Below are 12,260 nucleotides of genomic sequence, written 5' to 3'. Positions count from 1 at the left end.
GGTCGGCCTGGTCGACTCCTACTCGGTCAGCTCTCGTCCACCGCTGGTCGGACGAGCAGGGCGTCATCGAGTACACCGAGTGCTGCCTGCCGACTCGCTTCACCATCGGCTACGACTACGTGCCCTGAGCATCGACTCGTGGAGTGGGAGGTCGGACCGGCCGACTTCCCACTCCACCACAGCCCTTACAGCCAGCGCTTGGCAGCCTCGACGCTGTTGCCGCCGTTGGTGTTGAAGGCGATCGCGGCGCTCGGAGCGTGGCGGCGGGTCAGGTTGACGACCTGCTCGAAGAGCGGGAGCAACTGTTCGGTCTTGCGGATGCCACCGCCGATGATCACGACGTCCCACTCGCGCGAGGTCAGGGCCGCGATCACCGTGGCTTCGGCAGAGCCATCCAGGGCGATCAGCGCCATGGCCGCGTCGATGCCGTGGTCACCGAAGCGGGCGAGTTCGGCGTCGAGGGCTGCGCGAAAGGCGTCGCCGTCCGTGCCCGGGATGGCGTGCGGGTCGATTCCAAGAACGAGAGCAGTGGACATGATTGGTACACGTCCGCCGCGGCAGGCTCGGTTCCGGGCTCCTTCAGGAGGGTGGGCATACGCCCCCGCGTGGCGTCAACGACGACGCAGGTGCGCGGTCGACACGGCCAGCTCCTCCACTCGCAGCAACCGCCCGAGGAGGAAGAACGCCACCGCCAACCCCGCCCACGCCTGCTCAACCATCCGCGCCCCGGCCCAGGCGGCCGCCCCGGCCGGGACAGCGGCAACGAGCAGCCGCACATGCGCGCCCAGGATCCGCGCGGAGCCCAGCCCGCCCAGCCGCCGCCGCAGCACCAGCGCCGCCCCACCCACCGCGAGGAGGAAGGAGCCGCCGTAGCAGGCCGCCATCCCCGTCACCGCCCAGCGCAGCGGCAGGCACTCGTAGCAGAGCAGCGAGCCGGCGGCGGCCGCCGCGACGGGCAGCAGGTTGAGCAGGAACGGCGTCCGGCTGTCCCGCATCGCGTAGAAGAGGCGGGTGAGCGCGTAGGCCGCCGAGTAGAGCACCAGCCCGGGCGCGAAGGCCGTCAGCATCCATCCGATGGCCCGCACGTCCGCCTCCCCGGCCTTCCCGTGCCCGAATGCGACCTGCGCCAACTGCGGTGCCAGTACGGCGAGTCCGCATGCGGCCGGGACAGTCACCACGGCCACCGTCCGCAGCGCCCGCGAGGCCAGGTCACGTACCTGCGACAGCGAGCCCCCGGCCGCCGCCGCGCTCATACCCGGCAGGACGGCCGTCACCAGCGACACCGTCGTCACGCCGTGCGGCACGATCCAGAGCAGGTACGCGCTGCTGTAGGCGGTGTAGCCGACGCCCCCGGCCACGCCCGCCGTCTCGGCCTCTGCTCCGACCGCCGTGGAGAGCCGCGTCACCACCCAGTAGCCGGCCTGGTCGGTCAGGACGAGCAGCAGCGTCCACCCGGCGGCGCGCAGCGGGTCCGCGAGGCCGGCCTGGCGCCAGTCCCAGCGCGGGCGCAGCCGCACCCCGGCCGCCCGCAGGGCCGGCAGCAGGGCCAGACTCTGCACGACCACGCCGAGCGTCGTCCCCGCGCCGAGGAGGAGCATCTGGGCATCGCTCAAGGACCGCGCCCCCAGCATGGACCCGAAGACGGCGATCACCACGAGGTTGTTGAGCACCGGCGCCCACGCCATCGGCGCGAACCGCTGCCGGGCGTTGAGCACCTGGCCGAGCACGGTGAACAGGCCGTAGCAGAACACCTGCGGCAGGCAGAGGTAGGCCAGCAGCACCGTGCGGTCCAACTGCCCGCCGCCGTACGAGGTGTAGGCGCGGACGATCAGCGGCGCGGCCGGCACGACCACCGCCGTGATGACGACCAGCGCCGTCACCAGCAGGCTGACCAGCCGGTCGATGTGGGCCGCCCCGCCGTCCTCGGACTCCCGTGCCGTCTTGACCAGGTGCGGCACGAGGGCGGTGTTCAGCGCGCCGCCGATGAGCAGCACGAAGAGGATGTTGGGGACGGTGTTGGCGACGTTGTAGCCGTCTGCCAGCGGGCCGGAGCCGAGGACCGCGACGACCAGCGCCGCCCGGACGAAGCCGGTGGCCCGCGAGACGAGGGTGCCGGCGGCCATCACCAGGCTGGGCGGTATCCGACGACGCGGCTCGCGGTGGCGCAGACGCTGCACGGGCGGCCTCCCCCGTCGGCCCCAACGAGGTTGTGCTCGGCCGGAGTTGTCCGCAAACGAGTCACCCTGCCGCCGCGCGAGCGCAGCAGGTCGACGAGCGGCCGTCCTCGAACCCCCCTACCCCTGGGAGATGTTGGACGCCTGACCCACGTTGGACATCGAGACCGTCCGCAGCGGCACCAGCGCCCTCAGCCGGAAGCCCTTCCCACGCTCGCCCGGCCCGGTCTCCAGCCGGCCGCCGACCAGCGCCAGCCGCTCGTCCAGGCCGGAAAGCCCGTTCCCCGGCGCCGACTTGCCCGACCCGGCCCCGTTGTCGGTGATCTCCAGGACGGCGTACCGCTCGCCGCCGCCCTCCCACACCTCGTCCCCCCGCACGGTGCAGAGCGTCGCACCCTCGCCGTGCCGGACGATGTTGGTGACCGCCTCGCGCAGCGCCCAGGCCAGCGCGCCCGCCTCCTCCGTGGCCAGCCCCGGCCAGGCGTCCACCAGCTCCGGCGCCGCCTCCAGCCGGACCTGCGCGGCCGCCAACGCCGTGCGGGCCGCGGCGAGTTCGACCGGCAGGGTGGGGCGGCGGAACCCGGTCACGGCCTCCCGGACGTCGATCAGCGACTGCCGGGCGACCTTCTCGATGTCGGCGACCTGCGCCCGCGCCGCCTCGTCCTTGCCGCCGTCCATGAACCTCCCGGCCAGCTCGCTCTTCAGCGTGATCAGCGACAGCGAGTGCCCGAGCAGGTCGTGCAGGTCCCGGGCCAGCCGCAGCCGCTCCTCGGAGGCGGCGAGGTGGGCGACGGCGGCCCGCGCCTCGCGCAGCTCCCGCATGGTGGTGACCAGCCTCTGCAGCCCGGTCATGGCGACGCCGGAGAGGAAGGCGGTGAGCGCGATGGTGGGGATGTCACCCGGGTCGGCGTGGCTGAGCAGCCCGGTCACGACGGTGAGCCCCGCCATGGCGCCCACCCCGGCCAGCGCGTACCGCACCGGCGCGATGATCGCGACACTCACCGAGGCGTAGGTGAACAGCGTGAGCCACGCGGTGCCCAGGGCGAAGGCGCTCCCCACGGCGGTCACCACCATCGCCGCGACCACCACCTGGCAGGCCCGTGGCCGCATGCTCGCCGTCGAGCGGAAGACCACCAGGCTGATGTAACAGCCGACGAAGGCCACCAGGGCGATCCAGCCCGCCACCGTGGCGGCCGTCGTGTGCCTGTGCTGGAGCAGGTCGCCCACCGGGTAGAGGAGGTAGACCATCCAGAGCAGCATCCAGCTGACCTTGACCAGCAGTTGCCGCCGGTTCTCCACCGGAGCACCGGGGACGTTCATGAACGACACGCGCCCCGCCCCCACCTCCGGCTGCTCGTCGGTCCGGTGGGCGCGGGGCGTGTCTGACATGGCCGCCATCATGCCTGCCGGGTGTCCCGGCGGTACAGCGCGGCCGCGCCGGCGCTGAAGACCACCAGGAAGCCGGCCAGACCGGCCACCGCGACCAGGTCGAGCGAGTGCCCGGGCTGGGTGAAGGTGGCGAGCTTGTTGTAGAGGTACACCGGGTCGAACCGGGCGAACTTCTCCAGCGTGCCGGTCACCGGGAACCACGTCCCGCCGAACAGCGCCATCGCCATGTAGGCGATCATCACGATGGTCTGCACCGAGTCCGGCGCCGCCGCGTAGCCGAACGCCACCCCGAGCGCCGCGAAGACGAAGCTGCCCAGCCAGAGCGCGGCCGCCAGGCCGGCCCACTGCCCCGCGCTCAGCCGCACGCCCTGGGTCGCGCCGACCGCGAACACCACCAGGATCGCGGGCAGTGTGGTCACCGCGCTGGAGGCGATCTTCGCCACGGTGTACGCCCGGCCGGGCAGCGCGGTCAGCCGAAGCTGCCTGGTCCACCCGCTCTTGCGCTCCAGCGAGATCCGCTGCGCGCTGCCGGTCAGCACCGAGCCGACCGCGCCGAAGGTGGCCATCGACACCATGAAGTAGGTCTTCACCGGCAGGCCGCCGGCCGCCTTGCCGGTGCCGTAGGCGTTGATGAAGAAGAAGTACATCAGCGCCGGGTAGAGGATCGTGAAGAGCAGGTACTTCTTGTTGCGCAGGGTGCGCATGATCTCCAGCCGGATCAGGGTGGTCATCGCACGGCCTCCGTCGCGAACTCGGTGGTGCCGGCGGCGTCCTGCTCGCCGGTGATGGTCAGGAAGGCCTGCTCCAGACCCAGGCCGGTGACCTCCAGGCCGCGCGGGTACAGGCCCGCCCGGTAGAGCCCGGCGACGCCCGCGTCGGCGTCGGCGGTCCGGATCCGGACCGTCCGCACCCCCGGCACCCGGGCGCTGACGTCCAGCGCCAGCGTGCCCGGCAGGGTGCGCAGCAGCGACTCCTCGAACGGGCCGTCCACGTCGTGCAGTTCGAAGGTGATCCGGCGGGCGCCGGCCTTCGCCTTGATCTCCGCGGACGTGCCGTCGGCGATCAGCCGGCCCCGGTGCAGGACGAGGACGCGGTCGGCGATCGAGTCCGCCTCCTCCAGGTAGTGGGTGGCGAACAGCACCGTGCGCCCGGCGTCGGCCTGCGCCCGCATGCTCGCCCAGAAGGCCTGCCGGACGGAGACGTCCATGCCGGTGGTGGGCTCGTCCAGGACGATGAGGTCGTTGGCGCCGGCGATCGCCAGGGCGAAGCGGACCCTTTGCTCCTGGCCGCCGGAGAGCCTGTCGACCCGGCGCTCGGCCAGCTCGGTGATCCCGGCGTCGGCGAGCACCTCCTTGACGGCCCGGCCGCGCGGGTGGACGTCACAGGCCAGCCTCACCAGCTCGCGGACCGAGACGTCGGCCATCAGCCCGCCGCTCTGCAGCATCGCGCCGACCCGGCCGGCCGTGATCGCGTCGCGCGGGGCGCCGCCGAACAGCGAGACGGTGCCGTGGTCCGGCTCGCGCAGGCCGAGCAGCAGGTCCAGGCTGCTGGACTTGCCGGCGCCGTTCGGGCCGAGCAGGGCGACGGTCTCGCCCGGCCGCAGCACCAGGTCGAGGCCGTCGACGGCCCGCACCCGCCCGTAGTTCTTGCTGACGCCCCGGAAGGCTGCCACCTCTGTGCCCATCGCCCCGGTCCTCTCCCCTGCTGGTGTCGTTCGCACCACCTCAGAGTCCCGCGCCGGCCCGGTAGGGCGGCAGTGCCCGCCGTCGTGCCTTCCCCATGACGGATGTCATGCCGGCGGCCGGTACCCGGATCACGGGCACCGGCCGCCGAAGCCGCAGGTCAGCAGATCAGCAGGGGAAGGGGTCAGATCCCCAGCGACTTCTTCACGAAGTCGACCTGGAGCAGCAGCAGATTCTCCGCGACCTCCTCCTGCGGGGTCATGTGCGTCACGCCGGACAGCGGCAGCACGGTGTGCGGCCGGCCGGCCGCGAGCAGGGCCGAGGAGAGCCGCAGGGTGTGCGCGGCCACCACGTTGTCGTCCGCCAGACCGTGAATGATCATCAGCGGGCGCTCCAGCCCGGCCGCGTACCCGCTGAGCGAGTTGGCGGCGTACACCTCGGGCCGCTCGGCGGGGTGGCCGAGGTAGCGCTCGGTGTAGTGGGTGTCGTACAGCTCCCAGTCGGTCACCGGCGCCCCGGCGACGGCCGCGTGGAAGACGTCCGGGCGGCGCAGCACGGCCAGCGCGGAGAGGTAACCGCCGTACGACCAGCCGCGGATGGCGACCCGGCCGAGGTCCAGCGGGAACTCCTCGGCGAGCGCGTGCAGCGCGTCCACCTGGTCGTCGAGGGTGGCGCCGGCGAAGTCGAAGGCGATCGACTTCTCCCAGGCCGGCCCGCGCCCGGGGGTGCCGCGCCCGTCGGCGACGATCACCGCGAAGCCCTGGTCGGCGAACCACTGCGAGTTGAGGTGCGGGTTGTGCGCCTGGACGACGCGCTGGCCGTGCGGGCCGCCGTACGGGTCCATCAGGACGGGCAGCAGGCCGTCCCGCTCCCGGTCGTAGCCGGTGGGCAGGAAGACGGCGGCGGGGATGCGGCGCTCGCCGGCGTAGCGGAAGACCGGGCGGGCGGTGATCACCGGGGTCTCGGCGTAGGACTCGATGGCGGCGATGTCGTCGACCACCACGCCCTCCGGCAGGTCGCGGGCGACCTGGACCAGCGTGCCGGGCAGGTCGGGCTCGGCGGTGGCCCGGACGGTGATCCCCGCCGCGTGCACGGCGGTGCTGACGGAGGTGAACGGCCGGCCGTTGGCGGCCTCCCAGCCGAGCCGCTTGCCGTCGTGACCGATCCGGCCGACGGCGATCCAGCCGGGCTCGGGGTCGGTCTCCTCGGCGCCGCCGGAGGCGGTGAAGAAGACCTCGTCCGCCGTCACGGCGAGCACCGAGCGCAGGTGCAGGTCGGCCCCGGTGACGGCGTGGTCGCCGATCACCAGCGCGCGTACGCCTCCCTCGTCACCGATCCGGACCAGCTTGCCGTCCGGCGTCCAGGCCGGGACGCCCTGGAACAGCTCCAGCCAGGCGTCGTCGCGCTCCTCGTGCAGCACCTCGGTGGCGCCGGTCTCCACGTCCACGCCGAGGATCTGCTGGCTGCGCTGGTCGCGGGCCTGGACGAGCAGCAGCGGCACGCCGCCCTTCGACCAGTGCACCCGGGCCAGGTAGGGGAAGGCCGCGCGGTCCCAGTCGACCTCGACCCGGGTGCCGTCCAGGCCGAGGGCCCAGAGCCCGACCTCGGCGTCGGCGGTGCCGGCGGCCGGGTAGGCGATCTCGGCGGGCTCGCTGCCGGGGTTGGCCGGGTCGGCGATCCACCAGCGGCGCACCGGGCTGTCGTCGGCCCGCTCGACCAGCAGCCGGTCGCTGTCGGGGGACCACCAGAAGCCGCGGTCGCGGCCCATCTCCTCCTGGGCGATGAACTCCGCCTGGCCCCAGCTCACGTTCGCGCCGTCGGGCTCGGCGAAGGCCCAGTCGGCGGTGCCGTCGGTGCGGGTGAGCCGCAGCTCGCCGGCGGTGTTGGCGTACGCGACGAAGGTGCCGTCCGGGGAGAGCCGCGGGTCCAGCAGCGGGCCCTCGGCGGGCAGCTCGGTGCTGGTGCCGGCGACCAGGTCGGCGGTGAACAGCCGGCCGGACAGGGCGAAGGCGGCCAGCGCGCCGGCACCGTCCAGGGCGTAGCCGACGATGCCGGCCGAGCCCTCGCGGCTGCGCTCGCGGCGGGCCTTCTCGGCCGGCGAGAGGTCCTCCTCGCCACCGCCGAGCAGGACGGCCGGGTCGGCGGCGATCCGCTCCTCGCCGGTGGCGGTGTCGATGGTCCAGAGCAGGTTGGCGCGGTCGCTGCCGGATCGCGAACGGAGGAAGACGACCCGGGAGCCGTCGGATGCGACGGAGAACGACCGGGGCGCGCCGACGGTGTAGCGCAGGGTGCGCGCGTACTGCCTCGGGAAGGTGTCCGCAGGGGTGTGGGAGGTCATGGCACCAGACCTTATGACGTTCCGGTGCCACCGCCCGGCGGATTGTGATCACTCGTTCGGAGCATCGCCCGGAAGTGTGCACCGAACGGACCCACACCCCTTCCGACCGGCCTGTACGCCCCCGTCGTACACCGATGCCCCGGCGCGTGCAGACTCACTGAACGTAATGCTCCCCTCACTCATCGGGTATGACTGGTCCAACGAGTGATCGTCAAGCCCCGTCCCGGGCCGCGGTCACCCGGCCGCAGGTCCCCACGGTCCCGACCGCCGCCCTCCCGAGGGGGTGGCGCACCCGAGAAGGGGTGTGAACCGACATGGCTTTGTCCATCTCCGCAGCCATGCTGATGCTGGTCATCGTGGTGGTGCTGATCCGCCGCTCCGGCCTGAAGCTCGCGCACGCGATCGTCTGCGCACTGCTGGGCTTCTACCTGGCGTCCAGCTCCATCGCCCCCTCGATCAGCCAGGTCACCAGCAACCTCGCCGGGATGATCAACGGCCTGAAGCTCTAGCCGCCCGCCGCCGGTCGTTAGGCTTCCTCCCATGACCGTGACTACCGGCCGCCGCCTCCTCCTGGTCCACGCCCACCCCGACGACGAGTCGATCGGCAACGGCGCCACGATGGCCAGGTACGCCGCCGAGGGCGCGCACGTCACCCTGGTGACCTGCACCCTCGGCGAGGGTGGCGAGGTGATCCCGCCGGAGCTGGCCCACCTGGCAGCGGACCGGGAGGACGCCCTCGGCCCGCACCGGATCGGCGAGCTGACCGACGCCATGCGCGCGGTCGGCGTCGCCGATTTCCGCTTCCTCGGCGGCCCGGGCCGCTACCGCGACTCCGGCATGATGGGCGTCCCCGACAACAAGGCGCCCAGCTGCTTCTGGCAGGCCGACGTGGACGAGGCGGCCGGCCACCTGGTCGCGGTGGTCCGCGAGGTGCGGCCGCAGGTGCTGGTCACCTACGACGAGAACGGCGGCTACGGGCACCCGGACCACATCCAGGCGCACCGGGTCGCGATGCGCGCCTACGAGCTGGCCGCCGACCCGGCCTGGCGGCCCGAGCTGGGCCCGGCCTGGCGGATCGCCAAGGTGTACTGGAACCGGATGCCCCGCTCGGTGATCGAGCAGGGCCTCGCCCGGACCGCCGCCGAGGCGCGCTTCCCCGGCGTCGCACAGCAGACCGACGTCCCCGGCGTGGTGGACGACGCGGTGGTCACCACCGTGCTGGACGGCGCCGCGTACGCCGCCCCCAAGGCGGCTGCGATGGCCGCGCACGCCACCCAGATCATCGTGCACGGCGCGTCGTTCACGCTCTCCAACAACCTCGGCCAGCCGCTGATCGCCACCGAGTACTACCAGCTGGTGCGCGGCCAGGCCGGGCCGGAGCGGCCCGAGGGCGACCTCTTCGCCGGCCTGGACACCGCCGCGGACGACAGCACCGCGGACCTCGCCGCCGCGGACCGGAGCAGCAACCCGGCCCGCAGCACCGCGGCCCGCACCGTCGAGGAGAGCGCCCGATGACCGAGCCGACCGAGACGAAGGCGCCCCGCCGATCGATCACGGTGGCCGTCCTCGGCACCCGGAACGAGCGCCTGAATGAGCCCCAGCCCCCGTTGGCCGGGCGGATCGCGGCTTATGTCCTGTTCTTCCTGCTGGGCATCGCGGTGTCGGTCTGCGGAGCATTTGTGCAGGCCTTGTGGCCGCCCGTGGGAGTCCTGCTGGCGCTCGCCGCGACCGCCGCGACCTTCTACGCGGGCCTGCGGGTGACCGGCACCCGGCTCGGCGCGGCACTGCCGGCGGCCGGCTGGTTCATCGCCCTGCTGCTCCTGATGGTCCCTCGCCCGGAAGGGGACAATGTGCTCTGGACCAATGCCACGTCGCTCGCCTGGCTGTTCGTCGGCTCGATCCTGGGCGTGATCTGTGCCACCCTGCCGACCCGGACCAGCTGGTTCCCCGGGGTGCCCGGCCCCCCTCGCTGACCGCCCCACCGGGCCGCGTACGGTACCGCGTACGACGAGCAGTCAGGACCACACGGCCGTACTCTCATACCGGAGGAACCGGACGTATCAGGTTCTATCCGAACCGGTTCACCGGTCAGTTCTTCCCAGTATGGTGGTGCGGCAGAACGCCGTACCCGACCGCCGCCCGCCAGGCCCGGCGCCCACGAACCGCGGTCGCGCCGCACGGCCCGCCCGCGAACCCGGAGCAGAGCAGCATTGAGCAGCCGCGAATCTGAGAACGCCCACCCGACGCCTCGGCGCACGGGCCCGGACGCCTACCCGTCGGGCACCCCGCCCTACGGCACACCGGGATTCCCCGGCGGCGACCGTGCGGGTGCCGGTGCCGTCGAGGGTTCGGCGCCGGGTGACGAGGACGAGGCCCCGAAGACCGAGACCACGCTGACCACGCGGGTCCGGATCAACATCCCCGGCTCGCGTCCGATCCCGCCGGTGGTGGTCCGCTCCACCGTCAAGACCGAGGACGGACCCGGCGAGGAGAACCCGCCGGCCGCCTCCGAGCCGGCCGGCCCCCGGCACCGCTCGGCCGCTTCGGCCTCCCCCGTGCTCGGGGTGATGGACGGCAGCGCCCGGACGGCGACCCCGCCGAACCTGCCGCCCGAGTGGGAGATCCCGCCGGCGACCTCGGAGTCCGAGTCCACCGGCGCCTGGTTCCGGCCGCGCCAGAAGAAGGGCTCGGCCGCCGATCCCGCCCCCGCCCCGGTCCCGGCCGGCGCCCCGGGCGCCCCTGCTGCCGCCGCACCGGCCGAGCCCGCCGCCGGCACCGAGGCCCGCCCGAACGGCGCGCGTCCGAAGAACGCCGGCCGTCCGCAGCAGCAGGGCCCCGGCGCGGCCCGCCAGGGCGGCCGCCCGCTGCCCGCCCAGGCCGCCGCCCCCGCCCCGCGCCCCACCGGTGCGCCGGCCTCGCCGTTCGGCGCCGGACCGGACGCCCCGGCCGACGAGGCCGGCGTGTACGAGGACGCCCCGTTCACCCAGGGCGCGCCCGCCGACCCCTTCGCCCCCAGCCGCGACCTGCCGCGCCGCAACCCGCAGGGTGGCGGCCGTCCGCAGCCGCAGGGCCCGGGCCGGCCCGCCGGCGGTGCGCCCGACGCGGCGAACCCGGAGGACACCTCGGTCGACGGCTTCGAGCCGATCCACGAGGACACCCCGCCGCCCGGCGCCATATCCGGTCTGTCCCAGAACGGCCGGCCCCAGCAGGGCGCCCCGCAGAACGGCCGTCCGCAGCCGGGCCTGTTCGCCTCGGCCCCGGCCGGTACGGACCCGTTCGCGGTCCAGCGGCCCCCGGCCGGTGCCGAGCCGTACGGCAGCGCCGCGCCCGGCGGCCTCTTCCCCGGCGCCCCCGGCCGCCAGGGCGAGCCCGCCGCCCCGGCCGACCCCTTCAACACCTCCCCCGCCCAGCCGCGCCCCGGCGCGCACGCCGGCCCGGACGGCGAGGCCCCCGCGGGCCCCGCCGCGGTACCCGTCCCCGCGCCCGGCCCCCGGCCGGACGGGCCCGCCACGCCGGCGGCCCCCAAGACCGGGGCCGCCAAGGCCAAGCGGGGCGGCACCGGCAAGAAGCTCGTCAAGCTCGGCGTCTACGGCATCGGCGGTGTGCTTTTCCTGGGCGCCGCCGCGTACGGCACCGGCCTGATGATGAACCAGTCCGACATCCCCAAGGGCACCGTGGTGCTCGGCACGGACATCGGCGGCAGCAACCGCGACCAGGCGATCCACCAGCTCGACGAGAGCGTCGGCAAGGCCGGCCAGCAGCCGGTCAAGCTGAAGGTCGGCGACCAGACCCTGGACCTCGACCCGGCCGTCGCCGGGCTGGGCTTCGACACCACGGCCACCGTGGACAAGCTCACCCAGCACTCGTACAGCCCGGTCGATGTGATCACCTCACTGAAGGGCGACGAGAAGGCCGTGCCGCCGGAGGTCAAGGTGGACCGGGCCAAGCTCAAGGCCGCGCTGGAGGCGCTGGCCGCCGGCTCGGGGCAGGGCCTGACCGAGGGCTACGTCAAGTTCGGTGACAACGGCGAGCCGGTCGTGGTGCCCGGCAAGGCCGGCCAGGCGGTGGACTCCGCGTCCGCCGTCGACCAGGTCGAGCAGGCCTACCGCGACCGCGCCGCCGGCAAGCCCGAGCAGCCCGTCGCGCTCACCGTGACGGCCGCCCAGCCCAAGGTCTCCCCGCAGGCCCTGCAGGCCGCCGCCGACAGCCTCGGCAAGTCCGCGGTCAACGGCAAGATCCACCTCGTGGCCGGCGCCAAGACCTGGGACTTCGGCCCGAAGACCGCCCCCAAGACGCTCACCCTGGTGCCCGACGCCTCCGGCAAGATCGTGCCCAAGTGGGACCTCGACGCGCTGGGCGGCCAGCTGGGCACCGTGTTCGACAAGCTGAAGGTCAAGAAGAACGGCCAGCCCGCCGCGATCACCCCGCAGGACGTCGCCGACGCCATCACCTCCGTGCTGGACAAGACCGGCGACAAGGACCGCACCTTCAAGTTCACCGTCGTCTGAGCGGTTTCACCACCGCCCGAACAGGCTCCGCCGAGGGGCGGGCCCGCCCCTGGAGGTGGGGGGGGGGGGGGGGGGGAGCACAACCACCCACCCGCCCCTGCCCCCGACAGGGGGAGGAGCCCAACCCCCGCCCGGGGCGGCCGCCACCCCCGAGGAGGGAAAACAGAAA

The 12,260-nt window shown here is 73.8% G+C and carries 10 protein-coding genes; 4 read left to right on the top strand and 6 right to left on the bottom strand.

Features of this window, described 5'->3' with window-relative positions; translation table 11 throughout:
* Positions 1 to 185: 185 nt before the first annotated feature.
* From ACZ6NC_RS20540 to ACZ6NC_RS20515, 6 genes are all read right to left on the bottom strand, one after another.
* Positions 186 to 536: a hypothetical protein gene (locus tag ACZ6NC_RS20540; RefSeq protein WP_465734702.1), complete on the bottom strand. Its 351-nt coding sequence runs from the start codon at positions 534 to 536 to the stop codon at positions 186 to 188.
* A gap of 75 nt (positions 537 to 611) precedes the next feature.
* Positions 612 to 2,177 carry a murein biosynthesis integral membrane protein MurJ gene (gene murJ, locus ACZ6NC_RS20535; RefSeq protein ID WP_465734700.1) on the bottom strand — a complete coding sequence of 522 codons (1,566 nt, stop codon included), beginning with the start codon at positions 2,175 to 2,177 and terminating at the stop codon, positions 612 to 614.
* Between the two features lie 117 nt (positions 2,178 to 2,294).
* A complete protein-coding gene (locus ACZ6NC_RS20530; protein ID WP_465734698.1) occupies positions 2,295 to 3,563 on the bottom strand; it encodes a sensor histidine kinase in 1,269 nt (422 codons plus the stop codon).
* A gap of 8 nt (positions 3,564 to 3,571) precedes the next feature.
* Entirely contained in the window at positions 3,572 to 4,294 is a 723-nt protein-coding gene (locus ACZ6NC_RS20525; RefSeq protein ID WP_465734696.1) for an ABC transporter permease, read from the bottom strand.
* Positions 4,291 to 5,247: an ABC transporter ATP-binding protein gene (locus ACZ6NC_RS20520; RefSeq protein WP_465734694.1), complete on the bottom strand. Its 957-nt coding sequence runs from the start codon at positions 5,245 to 5,247 to the stop codon at positions 4,291 to 4,293. Before ACZ6NC_RS20520 ends, ACZ6NC_RS20525 begins: the two co-directional genes overlap by 4 nt.
* Positions 5,248 to 5,429: 182 nt before the next feature.
* Positions 5,430 to 7,583 carry a S9 family peptidase gene (locus tag ACZ6NC_RS20515; protein ID WP_465734692.1) on the bottom strand — a complete coding sequence of 718 codons (2,154 nt, stop codon included), beginning with the start codon at positions 7,581 to 7,583 and terminating at the stop codon, positions 5,430 to 5,432.
* Between the two features lie 314 nt (positions 7,584 to 7,897).
* On the opposite strand from ACZ6NC_RS20515, the gene ACZ6NC_RS20510 reads away from it, so the two are divergent.
* The 4 genes from ACZ6NC_RS20510 to ACZ6NC_RS20495 all read left to right on the top strand — a co-directional run bounded on the left by ACZ6NC_RS20510 (position 7,898) and on the right by ACZ6NC_RS20495 (position 12,091).
* Positions 7,898 to 8,092, top strand: coding sequence for a DUF2304 family protein (locus ACZ6NC_RS20510; protein WP_030307746.1), 195 nt, complete (start codon positions 7,898 to 7,900; stop codon positions 8,090 to 8,092).
* 31 nt (positions 8,093 to 8,123) lie between these two features.
* Positions 8,124 to 9,098 carry an N-acetyl-1-D-myo-inositol-2-amino-2-deoxy-alpha-D-glucopyranoside deacetylase gene (mshB, locus tag ACZ6NC_RS20505; RefSeq protein ID WP_465734689.1) on the top strand — a complete coding sequence of 325 codons (975 nt, stop codon included), beginning with the start codon at positions 8,124 to 8,126 and terminating at the stop codon, positions 9,096 to 9,098.
* On the top strand, positions 9,095 to 9,556 hold the full coding sequence (locus ACZ6NC_RS20500; protein WP_465734687.1) for a DUF6113 family protein: 462 nt from the start codon (positions 9,095 to 9,097) through the stop codon (positions 9,554 to 9,556). Before mshB ends, ACZ6NC_RS20500 begins: the two co-directional genes overlap by 4 nt.
* 237 nt (positions 9,557 to 9,793) lie before the next feature.
* Positions 9,794 to 12,091 carry a peptidoglycan binding domain-containing protein gene (locus tag ACZ6NC_RS20495; protein ID WP_465734685.1) on the top strand — a complete coding sequence of 766 codons (2,298 nt, stop codon included), beginning with the start codon at positions 9,794 to 9,796 and terminating at the stop codon, positions 12,089 to 12,091.
* The last annotated feature ends 169 nt before the right edge of the window (positions 12,092 to 12,260 follow it).

It is taken from the genome of Kitasatospora sp. NPDC041988, from assembly GCF_055588525.1.
This window is presented reverse-complemented; position numbering and strand designations above follow the sequence as displayed.